The organism is Cupriavidus malaysiensis (assembly GCF_001854325.1).
In the GTDB taxonomy this organism is placed as follows: domain Bacteria; phylum Pseudomonadota; class Gammaproteobacteria; order Burkholderiales; family Burkholderiaceae; genus Cupriavidus; species Cupriavidus malaysiensis.
This window is the reverse complement of the sequence record NZ_CP017755.1, coordinates 3,163,059-3,179,554: the sequence shown is the minus strand read 5'-3', so window position 1 is coordinate 3,179,554 and position 16,496 is coordinate 3,163,059. Positions and strand designations below refer to the sequence as shown.

General features: G+C 71.3%; 12 protein-coding genes and 1 pseudogene. 5 read left to right on the top strand and 8 right to left on the bottom strand.

The features are described 5' to 3' along the window. Positions 1-811: 811 nt before the first annotated feature. Complete coding sequence (locus tag BKK80_RS33515) at positions 812-2,383, bottom strand: glucan biosynthesis protein G (RefSeq protein ID WP_071073532.1); 1,572 nt, start codon at positions 2,381-2,383, stop codon at positions 812-814. Between the two features lie 306 nt (positions 2,384-2,689). Between BKK80_RS33515 and bglX the strand changes: the two genes are divergently transcribed. Next, a complete protein-coding gene (gene bglX / locus BKK80_RS33510) occupies positions 2,690-5,011 on the top strand; it encodes a beta-glucosidase BglX (RefSeq protein ID WP_084085621.1) in 2,322 nt (773 codons plus the stop codon). Between the two features lie 93 nt (positions 5,012-5,104). On the opposite strand, the gene BKK80_RS38135 is transcribed toward bglX, so the two are convergent. The 4 genes and pseudogenes from BKK80_RS38135 to BKK80_RS33495 all read right to left on the bottom strand — a co-directional run bounded on the left by BKK80_RS38135 (position 5,105) and on the right by BKK80_RS33495 (position 8,646). Next, positions 5,105-5,212 carry an H-NS family nucleoid-associated regulatory protein gene (locus BKK80_RS38135; RefSeq protein ID WP_442873318.1) on the bottom strand — a complete coding sequence of 36 codons (108 nt, stop codon included), beginning with the start codon at positions 5,210-5,212 and terminating at the stop codon, positions 5,105-5,107. Positions 5,213-5,233: 21 nt separating this feature from the next. Continuing rightward, positions 5,234-5,359 (bottom strand): annotated as a pseudogene (locus BKK80_RS38130) (DNA-binding protein); the annotation flags it as partial. Positions 5,360-5,698: 339 nt separating this feature from the next. Next, the gene (locus BKK80_RS33500) at positions 5,699-7,240 is read right to left on the bottom strand and encodes an amidase (RefSeq protein ID WP_071072970.1); all 1,542 of its coding nucleotides are present in this window, start codon (positions 7,238-7,240) and stop codon (positions 5,699-5,701) included. A gap of 209 nt (positions 7,241-7,449) precedes the next feature. After that, entirely contained in the window at positions 7,450-8,646 is a 1,197-nt protein-coding gene (locus tag BKK80_RS33495) for an aspartate aminotransferase type Ic (RefSeq protein ID WP_236904010.1), read from the bottom strand. A gap of 250 nt (positions 8,647-8,896) precedes the next feature. On the opposite strand from BKK80_RS33495, the gene BKK80_RS33490 reads away from it, so the two are divergent. Continuing rightward, complete coding sequence (locus BKK80_RS33490; protein ID WP_071017958.1) at positions 8,897-9,751, top strand: LysR substrate-binding domain-containing protein; 855 nt, start codon at positions 8,897-8,899, stop codon at positions 9,749-9,751. Positions 9,752-9,812: 61 nt separating this feature from the next. On the opposite strand, the gene BKK80_RS33485 is transcribed toward BKK80_RS33490, so the two are convergent. The 3 genes from BKK80_RS33485 to BKK80_RS33475 all read right to left on the bottom strand — a co-directional run bounded on the left by BKK80_RS33485 (position 9,813) and on the right by BKK80_RS33475 (position 13,894). Beyond that, entirely contained in the window at positions 9,813-10,817 is a 1,005-nt protein-coding gene (locus BKK80_RS33485; protein ID WP_071073530.1) for an aliphatic sulfonate ABC transporter substrate-binding protein, read from the bottom strand. A 4-nt stretch (positions 10,818-10,821) separates the two neighbouring features. Next, a complete protein-coding gene (locus BKK80_RS33480) occupies positions 10,822-12,162 on the bottom strand; it encodes an LLM class flavin-dependent oxidoreductase (RefSeq protein WP_071017962.1) in 1,341 nt (446 codons plus the stop codon). A 178-nt stretch (positions 12,163-12,340) separates the two neighbouring features. Continuing rightward, complete coding sequence (locus tag BKK80_RS33475; protein WP_071017964.1) at positions 12,341-13,894, bottom strand: methyl-accepting chemotaxis protein; 1,554 nt, start codon at positions 13,892-13,894, stop codon at positions 12,341-12,343. Positions 13,895-14,293: 399 nt separating this feature from the next. Here BKK80_RS33475 and BKK80_RS33470 point away from each other — a divergent pair, with 399 nt between their 5' ends. The 3 genes from BKK80_RS33470 (at position 14,294) to BKK80_RS33460 (ending at position 16,456) form a co-directional block, all read left to right on the top strand. Further along, a complete protein-coding gene (locus tag BKK80_RS33470) occupies positions 14,294-14,950 on the top strand; it encodes a PepSY-associated TM helix domain-containing protein (protein WP_071022082.1) in 657 nt (218 codons plus the stop codon). A 38-nt stretch (positions 14,951-14,988) separates the two neighbouring features. Then, complete coding sequence (locus BKK80_RS33465) at positions 14,989-15,513, top strand: DUF2271 domain-containing protein (protein ID WP_071017966.1); 525 nt, start codon at positions 14,989-14,991, stop codon at positions 15,511-15,513. Between the two features lie 82 nt (positions 15,514-15,595). Further along, positions 15,596-16,456: a DUF4198 domain-containing protein gene (locus BKK80_RS33460; RefSeq protein WP_071039098.1), complete on the top strand. Its 861-nt coding sequence runs from the start codon at positions 15,596-15,598 to the stop codon at positions 16,454-16,456. Positions 16,457-16,496: the final 40 nt, after the last annotated feature.

The following is a 16,496-nucleotide window of genomic DNA, read 5'->3' as shown; positions in this document are numbered from 1 at the left end:
CGCGAAGAGGTCGGCGGATGCCGAGGGCTTATGCCGGCAGTGCTGAGGGTGGGTGCTGGAGAGGGATGGCGAAACGGGCGGTCCGTCGCGCCGTGGCGATGAGCCGGTGCGCCGTGGCGCGGCCAGGTCCGGTTGGCACCGCGGGATGCCGTGGCAGGTGAATATCGATCAAGCTAACCCCCTTGAAACCAGAATCGGTCGATCGCAGCGGCCGCGCCGCGTCGCCGGATGGGGGCGCGGGCGGGATGCCGCCGGAACGACCGGCTTACCCGTTATCTTGTTCTTCGCTCGCAGGTACGGTCGCCTTGTCCGGGCCGGCGCGGAGCCGCCGGAACCGATGCGATCGCCATGCGTTGGCTTGTACTGTGTTGTTGCGCTTCGCCTGCCGCACGGATGACGTTCCTGTCGCCGGGCCCGTCTTAGCGCTGGCCTTCGACATCGATCGCTTTCCCCGCATGGGCTTCCCGGCCCGCAGGCGGCGACAGCCATGTCGCCGGAACAAAACCCCGTGAAGCATGCACGGGAGTATTCGAATTACCGCGAAGTGCTATTTATAGTCTTTGTATTATTTTTATCACATTGGAATGCCCGGAAGCCGCGATTTACCCCCTACGGACGAAGGGAGGGCTGGGCTGGAAGTGAAGGAAAAGGCAGGGGAGAGCCGGCGCCGCTGGCCGGACGGACCGCGCGGCCTGCACAGGGCCCGCGCAGCGCGGCGGGCCGTTGGCGGTGGTGGCGCGGAGCCCGTGGAGGAGGCGCGGCGCCGGGATCCGGCGCCAGGTGCTGCCCGGGGCGCTTGTTGAGGTTCCTCCTACCGGGCAGGCACCGAGTTCGGCGGCAACTGATAACTCCACGTCTCGCTCAGCGTGCGGCCGCCCGAGACCAGGGCCTCGCGGATCTCCACGGCCTTCTGCGGATCCTTGACCTTGAGGCGCAGCTGGCTGCGCCAGCCCTGGATGGGCGGGTTGGGCTGCAGCGTCTGCTCCAGGATTTCGGCGTTGTCGCCGGCGCTGAGCTGGAGCTGGACCGGCGTGCCGGCCGGCAGCGTCGCCAGCACCGGACCCTCGAAGTCGACGGTCAGGCCGATGCTGCCGTCCAGGTGGCGGATCAGGTTGGGCTGCATGACCTCGCCGGCGCTGCGCAGCGTCTGCTTGACCCAGGCCAGTTTCTGGTCCAGCAGCGCGCGTTCGTCCAGGGTCCAGTGGATGGTGTAGTCGGCGCGCAGCGGCTGGCCCTTGGGCGGCAGCGTGTCCGGCGTCCAGAAGGCGACGATGTTGTCGTTGGTTTCGTCCGGCGTGGGAATCTCCACCAGCTCGACCTTGCCCTTGCCCCAGTCGCCCTCGGGCACGATCCAGGCGCTCGGGCGCAGGTCGTAGCGGTCCTTCAGGTCTTCGAAGGCGGAGAACGCCCGGCCGCGCTGCAACAGGCCGAAGCCGCGCGGATTGGTCACCTGGAAGGTGCTGATGGCAAGCTGGCGCGGGTTGTTGAGCGGGCGCCACAGCCATTCGCCGCCGCCGGTGTGGATGGCCAGGCCGTTGGAGTCGTGCAGGGCCGGGCGGTAGTTGTAGGGGTCGCGCTGCTGGTTGGGGCCGAACAGGAACATGCTGGTCAGCGGCGCCACGCCGAGCTTGGCCACGGGGCCGCGCATCAGGATGCGCGCCTGTACCTTGAGGGTGGTGTCGGAGGTGGCGAGGCCGGGGGTCAGCTCGAAGCGGTAGGCGCCGGTGGCGCGCGGCGAGTCGAGCAGCGCGTAGAACACCAGCTGCTTGTCGCGCGCGGCGGGGCGCACGAGCCAGAACTCGCGGAAGGCCGGGAATTCCTCGGCCACCGGCAGGCCGGTGTCGATCGCCAGGCCGCGCCCGGACAGGCCGTAGACCTGGCCCTTGCCGACCACGCGGAAGTAGCTGGCGCCGAGCACGCTCATGATCTCGTCGTCCTTGCCGGCCTGGTTGATCGGGTACAGCACGCGGAAGCCGGCGTAGCCGAGCCGGGCGGTGGCCGATTTGTCGAGCTTGAGGTCGCCGAAATCGAAGCGGGCGGGGTCGTAGCGGATCTCCTGCACCGCGCCGTCGACGATCTCGTTGATGCGCACCGGGCTGCTGAACTGCATGCCCTGGTGGTAGAAGGCCAGCCGGAATGGCGTGCCCTGGTCCTTCCACTCCATCTGGTCGCGACGCGGCTGGATCTTGATGTAGTCGGCGAACTGCATCTGGCGGAAGGCCGGCGGCAGGTTGTTGGCCGGCGCCTGGTAGGGCTGGTCGGCCAGGGTACGGGCGCGGGCCAGTATGTCGTCCAGCGAGAAGGCGTGGGCATGTGCGGCGCACAGCACGGACAGGGCCAGCGTCAGCGTCTGCAGGGGCGCGCGCATCGTCGGGCGCATCATGGGGCGCAGCGTTGCGGCGAAGGCGGCAAGAAGCACGGATCTCTCCAGGAAGGCAGGTGAAAACGCATGCCGGCGGCTGCGGCGGGTGGGTGGCCCGGACGGCCGCGCGGCAAGCCCCTAGTTTAATAGGGGTAAACTGCGCACAAGGAAAGTGCAGAAAGTAACGCTTGCCGCCGTGTGTCCCGCCGGGCCGCGCGCAAGCCGGCATACGGGGCATACGGGGCATACGGGGCGTGCGCGAGGGCGGGCGTGTCCGGCGCCATCACCGTCACCGTCACCGTCACCGTCACCGGGGAAACCGACCTGATGAGACTGTTGTCCACGCTGGCCTTGTCCGCCAGCCTGCTTGGAGCGCCGGCGCTGGCCGGCGCGGAGCCGGCCGCGGCCGGCGGCAACCAGGGCGGCTCCGCCGCCGCCAAGGATGCCTTCATCGCCTCCCTGATGCAGCGCATGACGCTGGACGAGAAGATCGGCCAGCTGCGCCTGATCAGCATCGGCGCCGACATGCCCCAGCCCCGCCTGATCGAGGAGATCGCGGCGGGGCGCGTAGGCGGCACCTTCAATTCGGTCACGCGCGCCGACAACCGGCCGCTGCAGGACGCGGCGGTACAGCGCAGCCGCCTGAAGATCCCCATCTTCTTCGCCTACGACGTGGTGCACGGGCACCGCACCGCCTTCCCCATCAGCCTCGGCCTGGCGGCAAGCTGGGACATGGACGTGGTCGAGCGCAGCGCGCGCGTGTCTGCCATCGAGGCCAGCGCCGACGGACTCGACATGACCTTCGCGCCGATGGTCGACATTTCCCGCGATCCGCGCTGGGGCCGCACCTCGGAGGGCTTCGGCGAAGATCCCTACCTGGTCTCGCAGTGCGCGCGCGCCAGCGTGCGCGGCTTCCAGGGCAGTTCGCCGGCGCGGGCCGACAGCGTGACGGCAGTGGTCAAGCATTTCGCGCTGTACGGCGCGGTCGAGGGCGGGCGCGACTACAACACCGTCGACATGAGCCCGCTGCGCATGTTCCAGGACTATCTGCCGCCCTATCGTGCCGGCATCGATGCCGGCGCGGGCGGCGTGATGATCGCGCTGAACTCGATCAACGGCGTGCCGGCCACCTCGAACCGCTGGCTGCTGCGCGACCTGCTGCGCGGGCAATGGGGTTTCCACGGTGTCACCGTGAGCGACCACGGTGCCATCGAGGAGCTGATGCGCCACGGCGTGGCCAGGGACGGCCGCGAGGCGGCGCGGCTGGCGATCGATGCCGGCGTCGACATGAGCATGCACGATTCGCTCTACCTGAAGGAGCTGCCGGCGCTGGTGCGATCCGGCGAAGTGCCGGTCGCCCGCATCGACGAGGCGGTGCGCGAGGTGCTGGGCGTCAAGTACGACATGGGTCTGTTCCAGGACCCCTACCGCCGCATCGGCAGCGCGCGCGACGATCCGCCCGACGTCGACGCCGAGGGCCGCCTGCACCGCGCCGAAGCGCGCGACGCCGCGCGCCGCTCGCTGGTGCTGCTGGAGAACCGCCAGCGCACCCTGCCGCTGGCCAGGGGCGGCACGGTGGCGCTGGTCGGGCCGCTGGCCGACGCGCCCATCGATATCCTGGGCAGCTGGTCGGCGGCGGCCAAGGCGCGCCAGTCGGTGACCCTGCTGCAGGGCATGCGCGAGGCGCTGGCGGGGCGCGGCAGCGTGGTCTACGCGCGCGGTGCCAATGTGACCGACGACGAGCGGGTGGTGAACTACCTGAATTTCCTCAACTGGGACAAGCCGGAGGTGGTGCAGGACAAGCGCCCGCCGCAGCAGATGATCGACGAGGCGGTCGAGGCGGCGCGCGGCGCCGACGTGGTGGTGGCCGCGGTGGGCGAATCGCGCGGCATGTCGCACGAAGCCTCGAGCCGGACCAGCCTGTCGCTGCCCGGCAGCCAGCTGGCCCTGCTCCAGGCGCTCAAGGCGACCGGCAAGCCGCTGGTGGTGGTGCTGATGAACGGCCGCCCGCTGGACCTCAACTGGGCGAAGGGCAACGCCGACGCGCTGCTGGAGACCTGGTATGCCGGCACCGAAGGCGGGCACGCCATCGCCGACGTGCTGTTCGGCGACTACAACCCCGCGGGCAAGCTGCCGGTCTCCTTCCCGCGCTCGGTCGGCCAGATTCCCACCTACTACAACCACCTGCGCCTGGGCCGTCCGTTCACGCCGGGCAAGCCGCCCAACTACACCTCGCAGTACTTCGAGGAGGAATCCGGCCCGCTCTATCCCTTCGGCTACGGCCTGAGCTACACCGATTTCGCGCTGTCCGGGATCACCTTGTCGGCCACCACCATGCCGCGCCAGGGCAGCATCGAAGCCAGCGTGACCGTCAAGAACACCGGCACGCGCGACGGCGAGACCGTGGTGCAGCTCTACCTGCGCGATGAGGCGGCCTCGGTGGTGCGGCCGGTCAAGGAACTGAAGGACTTCCGCAAGATCGCCCTCAAGGCGGGCGAGAGCCGCCAGGTGCGCTTCATGCTGGATGAAGACAGGCTGAAATTCTTCAACGACCGGCTCGACTATGTGGCCGAGCCGGGCGAGTTCACCGTGCAGGTCGGACTGGATTCGCAGGCCGTGCGCGCGCGGACCTTCACGCTGCTGCGCTGATCCGCCGGGTCACGGGAGCAGGGGGCTCCGCCTGCTCCCGGTGATGCGCGGTGGACCAGGGCTGGCCGTGGCGGCGCCTGCCGCGCCGCCGGCTCAGGCCTGCGTGATCAGGAAGCGTTCGCGCTGCTTGCCGATCCATGCCGGCGCGCGGCCGCGGCCGGACCAGGTCTGGCCCGTCTTCGGATTGCGGTACTTCGCCACCGATGCGGACTTGCTGCCGCGTGGACGGCCGCGGCGCGGCGTCAGGTCATCGGTGCTCAGCCCGTACTGCGCCATCAGCCCGTGGATCTGCGCGATCACGGCCCCGATCTCCGCCTTGCGCGCCTGCGCGATGGCGGCGTCGAGCGCCTCCCGCTGCACCAGCAGTTCCTTGTAGCTTGCCATGGTGACCTTCCCTTTATCTCTGTTCTTCGCTTGGTGATTCGTTGTGCATCGCGCCCCCGGTCTGCCCGGCCGATGCCATCCCGTCGATGGCGGTGGCGTGATGTCCGCTTAACGCGGGATCCGCAAAAGAGTTGACCGGTGCGCAGGCGCGGCCGTGCCTGGGGCACGGCACGCCGGCTTCGGGCGGAGCGGCAGCCTAAGCGGGAAATGTGACGCCTGCGTTGCAGGAGTGCGGAAAAGGTGCGGCATCGGGGCGCGGCATCGGCAGGCTTCGGCAGGCATCGGCGCGGCACCGGCACCGTCCTAGCGCGGCGTCGCGGGCCGCGGCACGCTGGCGGCGTAGGCGGGCGGGCGCCGCGCCAGGCTGGCCTGTTCGTAGGCATAGGCCATGGCGATCAGGTCGGCCTCGCGCCACGCGGTGGCGGCGAAGGAGAGGCCGCAGGGCAGGCCGCAGACCAGGCCGGCGGGCACCGTGATGTGGGGATAACCGGCCACCGCCGCCGCGCTGCCGAAGCCGGCGCCGCCGAAGTCGCCGCGCACGAAGTCGGTCAGCCAGGCCGGGCTGGCGCTGGGCGCGACCAGCGCGTCGAGCTCGTGCTCGCGCAGCACGCGGTCGATGCCGTCCTCGCGCGCGAGCCGCCGTGCCTGCGCCAGCGCTTCGAGATAGGGGGCGCTGTCGAGGCCGCCGCAAGCCTGCGCGCGCCGCAGCGTGTCCTGGCCGAAGTAAGGCATCACGCGTTCGCGGTGGCGGTCGTTGAAGGCGATGATGTCGGCCAGCGAGCGGTGCGGCGACCCCGGCGCGAACTCGGCGAGGTAGGCGGCCAGGCCGGCCTTCAGCTCATGCCGCAAGACCACCGACTCATGCGCGCCCAGCCCGGCCTCGCCCGGCAGCTCGGGCAGCTCGACCAGGGTCGCGCCCTGCTCGCGCAGCACCTTCAGCGCATCCTCGATGCGCGCGCTCACGAGGTCGTTGCGCGCGCCGAAATGGCTGCGCAGCACGCCCAGGCGCCGGCCGCGCAGGCCGTCGGTGCGCAGGCAGAGGGTGTAATCCTGCGCCTGCCCGTCGGCCGCCAGCGTGGCCGGGTCACGCGCATCGCGGCCCGCCAGCACGCTCAGCAGCGCGGCCGCGTCGGCCACGGTGCGCGCCATCGGGCCCGGGGTGTCCTGCGAATGCGAGACCGGCACCACGCCGTCGCGGCTGACCAGGCCGACGGTGGGCTTGATGCCGACGATGCCGTTGACCGCGCTCGGCGAGATGATGGAGCCGTCGGTCTCGGTGCCGACCGCCACCACGGCCAGGCTGGCGGCGACCGCCACTGCGGAGCCCGAGCTCGAGCCGCTGGCGCTGCGGTCGAGCGCATAGGGGTTGCGCGTCAGCCCGCCGCGCGAACTCCAGCCGGACACGGTGCGCGGCGAACGGCAGTTGGCCCATTCGGACAGGTTGGTCTTGCCCAGGATCACGGCGCCGGCCGCGCGCAGCCGCTCGACCAGGAAGGCGTCGCGCGGCGCCCGCGCGCCGACCAGGGCGAGCGAGCCCGCCGTCGTTTCCATCTTGTCCGCGCTGGCGATATTGTCCTTGAGCAGCACCGGGATGCCATGCAGGGGCCCGCGCACCCGGCCGGCCTGCCGTTCCGCGTCGAGCCCGCGCGCGATGTCGATGGCGTCGGGATTGATTTCGATCACCGCGTTGAGGCAGGGGCCGTGGCGGTCGATGGCATCGATGCGGTCGAGGCAGGCGGCGACCAGGCTGCGGCTGTCGGTGCGTCCGCCCAGCATCGCCTCTTGCAGGCCGGCGATGCCGGCTTCGACGATGGCGGCGTTGGTGCTCGGGGAATGGGCTGCCATGGCGGCGTCTCCGGTGGCTGCTGCGGTGCCCGCCGCCTGGGCTGGCTGGGGCGGCCGGCCCAGGCGCCGGCCGGCGCGGCGGGGATGTGGCCGCCGCGGCGGTGCCGCAGTGTAGCCTGAAGCGCCTCGCGCCTTCAGGGCGGGCTTTCCCGTAGAGCGCTGGTGCCGCGCTGCCGTCGCCTCGCCGTCTCCGTCGCCGTCGAGCGCGGCTACGCGGTTGCCGGCACGGCCGCCTCGCGGGTCTCGAGCGCATGCCGCAGCGACAGCGCGATGCCGCGCGCGGCCACGCGCACGTCCGCCAGCGAGGGGAAGGTCGGCGCGATGCGCAGGTGGCTGTCGTGCGGGTCGCGGCCGTAGGGGAAGGCGGCGCCCGCCGGGGTCAGCACCAGGCCGGCCTCGGCCGCCAGCGCCACCGTGCGCGCCGCCAGTCCCGGCGGCGTGTACAGGCTGATGAAGTAACCGCCCTGCGGCACGGTCCAGCGCACGCCTGGCACGTCTGCCAGCAGTTCGCCGAAGGCGGCCAGCACGGCGTCGAACTTGGGCCGCAGCAGCGCGCGGTGCGCCGCCATCAGCCGCTCGACGCCGGCGCGGTCGCGCAGCCAGTGCACATGGCGCAGCTGGTTGAGCTTGTCCGGACCGATGGTACGCACCGCGCTGCATTGCTGCCACCAGGCGACGTTGCGCGGCGAGCCGGCCAGGAAGGCGACGCCGCTGCCGGCCATCGTAACCTTGGACAGCGAGGCGAACACCAGGGCACGGTCGGGGTGGCCGGCCGCGGCGCAGGCCGCGAGCACGGCGGGCGTGGCGTGCGGGGTGTCGGTCAGGTGGTGCAGGCGGTAGGCGTCGTCCCACAGCAGGCGGAAGTCGGGCGCGGCCGTCGGCATCGCCGCCAGCCGGCGCACCACCTCGGCCGAATAGATGGCGCCGCTCGGGTTGCTGTACAGCGGCATGCACCACATGCCCTTGATGCTGGGGATGTCGCGCACCATTTCCTCGACCGCCTCCATATGCGGGCCGTCGGCGCGCATCGGCACGGGGATCATGCGGATGCCGAGCGCCTCGCAGATGGCGAAGTGGCGGTCGTAGCCCGGCACCGGGCACAGCACGGCGGCCTCGCCGCGCACCCAGGGCGTGCCGCCGGCCATGCCGTGCAGCATGGCGAAGGCGAGCGCATCGTGCATCAGTTCCAGGCTGGAGTTGCCGGCGGCGACCACCTGCGCCGGCGGCACCTCCAGCAGCGCGGCGCCCAGCTCGCGCGCCTCGGGCAGGCCCAGGGGGTGGCCGTAGTTGCGGCAGTCGATGCCGTCGCGCGACAGGTGACCGGCCGCCGCGGCATCGTCGAGCAGGGCGCGGGACAGCTCGAGCTGCTCCGGCGCGGGCTTGCCGCGCGACATGTCCAGGCGCATGCCGAGCTGCTTGAACTGGTGGTAGGTGTGCGGCGTCACGCGCGTCTCCTTGAGCGGAAAGTGGGGGAACGGCGCCAGTATGCGGAGGCGCATGCCTTCAGGCAAACGCGTTATATTGATGCTTTTGATCAGGTTTTCTGATGGCAGGGTGCTTTCCCACGCGCGCCACCGTGCCTTCCCGTCCCGCCCCGTCGCTTCCCGGGCGGGGCCGGCCGGGCAGCGTGCGCATGACCTGGAGCGGTGTGTCCCGATGAAATCCCTTGACCTCGATGTGCTGGCGATGGTGGTGGCGGTAGCCGATGCCGGCAGCTTCGTGCGCGGCGCCGCGCTGGTGCATCGCTCGCAGTCCGCGCTCAGCATGCAGATCCGCGCGCTCGAAGACACGCTCGGCAAGACGCTGTTCGTACGCGGCCCGCGCCACGTTTCGCCGACCCCGGACGGGCTGGTGCTGATCGCCTACGCGCGCCGCATGCTGGCGCTGCGCGACGAGGCCTGGGCGGCCATGGTCCATCCCGAGGTCAAGGGCCGCGTGGCCATCGGCGTGCCGGACGACTATGCCTCCTCGCTGCTGCCGGCGGTGCTGCGCAAGTTCTCGGCCAGCTATCCCAAGGTGGAGATCCACGTGATCGGCCTGCCCAGCCACGCGCTGGCGCCGCTGCTGAAAGACAACAAGCTGGACCTGGCCTGCGTCACGCGCATGAAGGGCCTGGGCGGCGAGTTCATCCGGCTCGAACCCATGGTCTGGGCCGGGCCGGCGGCGGGCGGACGGGAGGTATGGCTGGAGCGCCCGCTGCCGATCGCCGTGTTCGGCGCCGGCAGCACGGCGCGCGCCAATGCCATCCGCGCGCTGGAGCGCGCCGGCATCGGCTTCCGCACCTCTTATGAGAGTCCCAGCCTGATGGGCTTGCTCAGCATGGTCGAGGCCGGCCTGGCGGTGGCCCCGTCGGCGCGCTGCGCGGTGCCGCCCTCGCTGCAGCAGCTCGGCCGCGCGCATGGCCTGCCGGCGTTGCCCGAGCTGGAGATCGTGCTGGCGCGCAGCGCGCGCTCCAACCGCCCGCCCTGCGATTTCCTCGCCGAGCAGATCCTGACGGAACTGCGGTTGTAGCGCCGCGCGTGAAGGGATGGCGTGTGGGGATGGCGTGCGCGGAACATCCCGGCCGACGGCCTCAGCGGATGTCGACCACCGCATCGCGGATGGAGACGCGGCGCGGGATCAGCTTGTGGCGCAGGGCCAGTTCGGCGCTGTCCTGCTGGGCATCGACCACGGCGGCGTCGAGCGGATAGCGCGCGCCCCAGTCGACGCGCGGCACGGCCTTCTGCCACACCGCCAGCGGCACCTTGGTATTGTCCGCCAGCAGCGCTGCCGTGGCGGCGGGGTGGGCGGCGCTGTCGCGCGCCTGGGCCTCGACCTGTTCGAACAGCAGCCGCAGCGCGGCGGGATAGCTGGCGGCGAAGCGGCGCGTGGCGATGTAGAAGCCATACTGCGGCACCGAGAGCTTGCCGATCTCGAGCAGCGCGCGCGCGCCCGCGCCGAGCTCGGCGTCCGCATAGCGCGGGTCGGGCACCGCCCAGGCATCGACGTCGCCACGTTCGAAGGCTGCGCGCGCTTCGCCGTAGGCGAGATAGGCGAGCTGCACGGCGCCGGCGTCCAGGCCGGCGTCCTGCAGGGCCTTGAGCACGAACAGATGGCCCTGCGAGCCCTTGGCCACGGCGATGCGCTTGCCCAGCAGCCCGCGCACGTCGCGCACCGTGGAGTCCTTGGGCACGACGATGGCGTAGCTGCGCTGCAGCTTCGGCGCATAGGCCACGTAGACCAGGGACGGCGCGCCGCCCGCCTGCGCGAAGATGGGGGGCGTCGAGCCCACCGTGCCGACGTCGACGTCGCCGCTGTTGATGCCCTCGACCATCGGCAGCCCGTAGACGAACTCGATCCACTTGACGGTGACGTGATGCGGCGCGAGCGCTTTCTCGAGGCGGCCGGAGGCCCGCAGCGCGACCAGGCCGTCGCCCTTCTGCACCCCGATGCGGATTTCGCCGGGCCAGGCGTCGGCGGCGTGCGCGGCCTGCAGCGGGGCGGCGAGCAGGGCGGCGAGCAGGCCGCAGGCGCCGAGCGCGCCCGCCAGCCTCTTGGCAAAGGCCGCGCAGGCGGCGGCACGGCGGCAACGGTGCATGGCGTCAGGCCGCATCGCGGGCGGCGAAGAAGCGGTTGGCCGGCCGCGCCAGGCCGTAGTGGCCGCGCAGCGTGGTGGCGGTGTACTCGGTGCGGAACAGGCCGCGCCGCTGCAGCAGCGGCACCACGTGCTCGACGAAGGCATCGAGCTGGGCGGGCAGCACCGGCGGCATCAGGTTGAAACCATCGGCGGCGCCCGTGGCGAACCAGTCGGCGATGACGTCGGCCACCTGCTCCGGCGTGCCGGCGAAGGTGAAGTGCCCGCGCGCGCCGGCCAGCTCGTGCAGCAGCTGCCGTAGCGTCGGGCGCTCGCGCCTGACCAGGCCGGTGATGACCGCGGCGCGGCTCTGCGCCGCCTGCACGGTGGCGGGATCGGGAAAGTCGTCGACCGACAGCGGCTGGTCCAGGTCGAGGTGCGAGAAGTCATGGCCGCCGAAGCGGTTGGACAGGCGCTCCAGGCCCACGCTGACATCGGTCAGCGCGTTCAGTTCTTCGAGCAGTGCGCGTGCCTGCGCCTCGGTCGCGCCGATGGCGGCGCTCAGGCCAGGCAGGATGACGATCTGCGCCGGTGCGCGTCCGAGCGCCGCCGCGGCGCCCTTCAGTTCGGCGTAGAAGGCCGCGGCGCTGGCCTTGTCGAGATGGGCGGTGAAGACGGCCTCGGCGTGCCGGGCGGCGAACTGCCGGCCCGAGGGCGAGGAGCCGGCCTGCACCAGCACCGGCCAGCCCTGCGGCGGACGCGGCAGGTTGAGCGGGCCCGCCACGCTGTGGAAGCGGCCCTGGTGCGCGACCGGGCGGATGCGTGCCGGGTCGAGGAAGCGGCCGCCCGCGGCGTCGTCCACGATGGCGTCATCGGCCCAGCTGTCCCACAGCCCGGTCACCACGTCGAGGAATTCGTGCGCGCGCGCATAACGCTCGGCGTGCTCGATCTGGTGCGCGTGGCCGAAATTGGGGCCGGCGCCGCGCACCCAGGAGGTGACGATGTTCCAGCCGGCGCGGCCGCGCGTGATGTGGTCGAGCGAGGCGAACTGCCGGGCCAGGTTGAACGGTTCGGTGTAGGTGGTCGAGGCGGTGGCGATCAGGCCGATGTGCCGGGTCGTCTGCGCCAGCGCGGCGAGCGTGGTGATCGGCTCGAGCGCGCCGGTGGCGACGTGTGCGGCACCGTCGCCCAGCGCCAGCGCATCGGCCAGGAAGACCGAGTCGAAGCGGCCTTGCTCGGCGCGCTGCGCCAGGGCGCTGAAATAGTCGAGATCGGTCAGGGCCTGGCGCGTGGCGCCGGCATGCCGCCAGCCGGCCTCATGGTGGCCGCGGCCGTGGATGAACAGGTTGAGGTGGAGTTGACGGGACATCGCGCGCCGGCCTTGCCGTATCGGAGTGCCCGCTGCGGGGCGTTATGGGACCTGGGACCTGATGGGGCACCAGGGTTCCGATTGTAGGAACGGCGGCGCGCGGCGCGAACGAAGGATGGTGCATATCGATATCGGACGGCCATGCCGGCTGCGGCACGGCCGTCCGGAACGCCGCCGCTCAGGCCGCCAGGCGGAAGGTGCCCACGGCCTGGTGCAGGGCGGCGGCCTGCTCCTCCAGCGAGGCCGCGGCGGCGGCCGCTTCCTCGACCAGCGCGGCGTTCTGCTGCGCCATCTGGTCCATCTGCGTGACGGCCTGGTTGACCTGCTCGATGCCGCCGCTCTGCTCCTCGGTGGCGGCGCGCATCTCGCCCATCAGGTCGGTCACCCGCTTGACCGCCTCGACGATCTCTTCCATCGCGCGCCCGGCGTTCTCCACCAGGGCGGAGCCATCCTCCACGCGCTGTGCCGAGTCGCCGATCAGGGCCTTGATCTCCTTGGCCGCGGTGGCGCTGCGCTGGGCCAGGCTGCGCACCTCGCCCGCCACCACCGCGAAGCCGCGGCCCTGCTCGCCCGCGCGCGCCGCTTCCACCGCCGCGTTGAGCGCCAGGATATTGGTCTGGAAGGCGATGCCTTCGATCACGCCGATGATGTCCACCACCTTGCCGGAGGCCGTCTTGATCTCGCCCATGGTGCTGACCACCTGGGTCACGATGCCGCCGCCGCGCACCGCGATCTCGCTGGCGCCTTCGGCCAGGCGGCTGGCCTGGCGCGCGTTCTCGGCGCTCTGGCGCACGGTGCCGGTGAGCTGCTCCATGCTGGCCGCGGTTTCCTGCAGCGAGGCGGCCTGCTCTTCGCTGCGGCGCGACAGGTCCGCATTGCCGGCGGCGATCTGCTTGGCCGCGCCGGCGATGGCATCGGCCGAGCCGCGGATGCTGCCGATGGCGCCGGTCAGGCGCTGCTGCATCTGCTGCATGGAGAACAGCACGCTGCGCTGGTCGCCCGGGCGGGTGTCCACCGCCGTGGACAGGTCGCCCTCGGCGATGCGCGTGGCGATCAGCGAGGTCTGCGTCGGCTCGCCGCCGAGCTGCCCCTGCAGGTTCCTGGCGATGCGCAGCACCACCACCGTCATCACCAGGCCGATGCCCAGCAGCAGGCCCAGCGACTTCATCAGGCTAAGGCGGAACGCGGCATTGATGTCGTCGAGGTAGACGCCCGAGATGAAGTTCCAGTCCCAGGGCCGGAAGTTCTCCACGTAGCTCAGCTTGGGCTGGGGTTCCTGCGCGCCGGGCTTGGGCCACTGGTATTCGAGGTAGCCCTTGCCCGGGCCCTTGCCGATGGCGGCGATGTCGCGGAACAGGAAGGTGCCGGTCGGGTCCTTGGTCTGCTCCATGTTCTGGCCGTTCATCTCCGGCTTGAACGGATGCATCACCACCACGGCGTCGGAACGCATCAGCGTGAAGTAGCCGTCGCCGCCGAAGCGCATCGCGCGCACCTGCTCGATGGCGCGCTGCCGGGCTTCGTCCATCGTCATCTTGCCGGCGCGGGCCTCGGCTTCCAGCGTGGCGACGGTCGTGATCGCGGTGTTGGTCACGTGGACCAGGTCGAGGCGGCGCTCCTCCAGCCGCAGCGCGCGCATCTGCCAGGCATCCCACAGGGTCAGGCCGAGCAGGCAGATCCAGCTCAGCACAAGCGGCAGCAGCAGTTTCTTCCTCAGGCTGAGGTTATCCAACATCACAAGTCTCCCGTATCAGTGGCTCTTAAGGCATAGTCGCGGCGCATTGCCGGAATTTCTCAAGATATCGACCTGGTTTCGGCACAACTTGACGCTGCGCGACTAGGGGGATTCCTCGATGGCGCGGCGCGGGCGATGGTGCACCGGCGGCCCGCGTGCCCTGCGTATCGACTGTGTCGGTGCTGTAAGCCGCTGTAACAGGGTGACGTGCGCGTGTCATTGCCTTTTTAAATGAGAACCATTATCCTTTTCAGCTCTTGCCCGGCGGGCGGCGATGCAGGCGCGAACGCTTGCACCGGCGTCGGGCGCGAGTTCTGACGAGGGCGCCGTTTGCCGGGAACCGCCGCGGCACGGCCGCCGCGCGGTGGCCGCAGCCGCGCCACGACCCGACCGATGTCCATGACCGACTCCCAGCCTGCCGCGGCCTCGCAGCGCCGCGCCTTCTGGCTCAAGCACCTGCACCAGTGGCACTGGATCAGTTCGGCGATCTGCCTGATCGGCATGCTGCTGTTCGCCGTCACCGGATTCACGCTCAACCATGCCGGCCAGATCGAGGCGCGCCCCAAGGTGGAGACGCGCGAGGCCACCGCGCCCGCGCCGCTGCTGGCCGCGCTCAAGGCCGCCACGCCGGCGGCCGGCCAGGGCGGCGGCGATCCCAAGGGGCCGGTGCCGGCGGCGCTGGCGGCCTGGCTGTCGGACGCGCTGGGCATCGATGCCGGCGGCCGCGAAGCCGAATGGCAGGGCGACGAGGTCTACGTGGCGCTGCCGCGTCCGGGTGGCGACGCCTGGGTCAGCGTGGCGCTCGAGGACGGCCGCACGCAGTACGAGAAGACCACGCGCGGCTGGATTTCCTACCTGAACGACCTGCACAAGGGCCGCAACGCAGGACGGGCATGGAGTCTGTTCCTCGACGTGTTCGCCTTCGCCTGCCTGGTGTTCTGCCTCACCGGCCTGTTCCTGCTCAAGCTGCATGCCGGCGGGCGGGTCGCCACCTGGCCGCTGGTCGGGCTGGGGCTGGTGGTGCCGCTGCTGCTGGCCATGTTGTTCATCCACTGACGTTTTCTCCGACTCCCTTCCCTGACGAGGTCTTGCCCATGCGCCGATTGTTCACCGTCACCCTCAGCGGCCTGGCCGCCGTGCCGCTCGCCGGTCCCGCCCTGGCCGCGGAGATGAACGTCAAGGTGGAGATCCCGCGCCTGAACGTGGCGGAGTACCACAAGCCCTATGTGGCGCTATGGCTGGAGCGCGCCGACCAGAGCCCGGCCGCCACGCTGGCGGTCTGGTACGACGTCAAGCACAAGGACGGCGAAGGCACCAAGTGGCTCAAGGACATGCGCCAGTGGTGGCGCAAGGCCGGCCGCGACATGAAGATGCCGGCCGACGGCGTCTCGGGTGCCACGCGCGCACCGGGTGAGCACGCGCTCACCTTCAGCGAAGGCAAGGCACCGCTGGGCAGCCTGCCCGCCGGCGACTACCAGCTGGTGGTCGAGGCGGCGCGCGAGGTCGGCGGGCGCGAACTGCTGCGCGTGCCGTTCAGCTGGCCGCCCAAGGCGGTGCAGGCGGCCAAGGCCAAGGGCGAGCACGAGCTCGGCACGGTCTCGCTCGAACTGAAGCCGTAATGCGGCCCCGCCGCCCCGACACCTGCCACCGGCGGCCAGGCCGCCGCCATCACGCCATCGCGCCATCACGAGGAGCACGACCATGAAGACTTCCGCACGCCTCCACCCGTCCCATCCGTCCGCCCGGCCCGCGCGGCGCCTGGCCACCCGCGTGGCCGTGCTGGCCCTGGCCGCGCTGGCGCCGCTGGCCGCCCACGCGCACCGCCAGTGGCTGCTGCCCTCGGCCACCGTGCTGTCGGGCAGCGACGCCTGGGTGACCGTGGATGCCGCCGTCTCGAACGACCTGTTCTACTTCGAGCATTTCCCGCTGCGCCTGGACGGCCTGGCCGTGACCGCCCCCGACGGCGCCGCCGCCAAGGCCGAGAACGCTTCCACCGGCCGCTACCGCAGCACCTTCGACGTGCGCCTGGACAAGCCCGGCACCTACCGCGTGGCGGTGGTCAACAGCGGCCTGTTCGCCAGCTACAAGGTGGATGGCCAGGCCAAGCGCTGGCGCGGTACCGCCGAGGCCTTCGCCAAGGAAGTGCCGGCCAACGCGCAGGACCTGCAGGTGACCCAGGCCGAAGGCCGCGTCGAGACCTTCGTCACCGCCGGCAAGCCGGGTGGCGACGCGCTCAAGCCCACCGGGCACGGCCTCGAACTGGTGCCGATCACGCACCCGAACGATCTCGTCGCCGGCGATGCCGCCAGCTTCCGCCTGCTGCTCGACGGCAAGCCCGCGGCCAACGTCAAGGTCGACGTGGTGCCGGGCGGCATCCGCTACCGCGACCAGCTCAACGAACTCCACGCCACCACCGACGGCGAAGGCAAGTTCAGCGTCAAGTGGCCGTCCGCCGGCATGTACTGGCTGGAAGCCGACGTGCGCGACGACAAGGCCACCATCGCGCCGGCCAGGCAGCGCCGCGCGAGCTACGCCGCCACCGTGGAAGTCCTGCCGCAGTAAGCCGCGCCGGGACGGCGGCGGCCGTCCCGCACCGTCCCGC

Coding starts and splice junctions, on each gene's coding strand:
- BKK80_RS33515 (WP_071073532.1), bottom strand. CDS start 2,383: ATGATGCGCCCGACGATGCGCGCGCCCCTGCAGACGCTGACGCTGGCC.
- bglX (WP_084085621.1), top strand. CDS start 2,690: ATGAGACTGTTGTCCACGCTGGCCTTGTCCGCCAGCCTGCTTGGAGCG.
- BKK80_RS33500 (WP_071072970.1), bottom strand. CDS start 7,240: ATGGCAGCCCATTCCCCGAGCACCAACGCCGCCATCGTCGAAGCCGGC.
- BKK80_RS33495 (WP_236904010.1), bottom strand. CDS start 8,646: ATGCGCCTGGACATGTCGCGCGGCAAGCCCGCGCCGGAGCAGCTCGAG.
- BKK80_RS33490 (WP_071017958.1), top strand. CDS start 8,897: ATGAAATCCCTTGACCTCGATGTGCTGGCGATGGTGGTGGCGGTAGCC.
- BKK80_RS33485 (WP_071073530.1), bottom strand. CDS start 10,817: ATGCACCGTTGCCGCCGTGCCGCCGCCTGCGCGGCCTTTGCCAAGAGG.
- BKK80_RS33480 (WP_071017962.1), bottom strand. CDS start 12,162: ATGTCCCGTCAACTCCACCTCAACCTGTTCATCCACGGCCGCGGCCAC.
- BKK80_RS33475 (WP_071017964.1), bottom strand. CDS start 13,894: ATGTTGGATAACCTCAGCCTGAGGAAGAAACTGCTGCTGCCGCTTGTG.
- BKK80_RS33470 (WP_071022082.1), top strand. CDS start 14,294: ATGACCGACTCCCAGCCTGCCGCGGCCTCGCAGCGCCGCGCCTTCTGG.
- BKK80_RS33465 (WP_071017966.1), top strand. CDS start 14,989: ATGCGCCGATTGTTCACCGTCACCCTCAGCGGCCTGGCCGCCGTGCCG.
- BKK80_RS33460 (WP_071039098.1), top strand. CDS start 15,596: ATGAAGACTTCCGCACGCCTCCACCCGTCCCATCCGTCCGCCCGGCCC.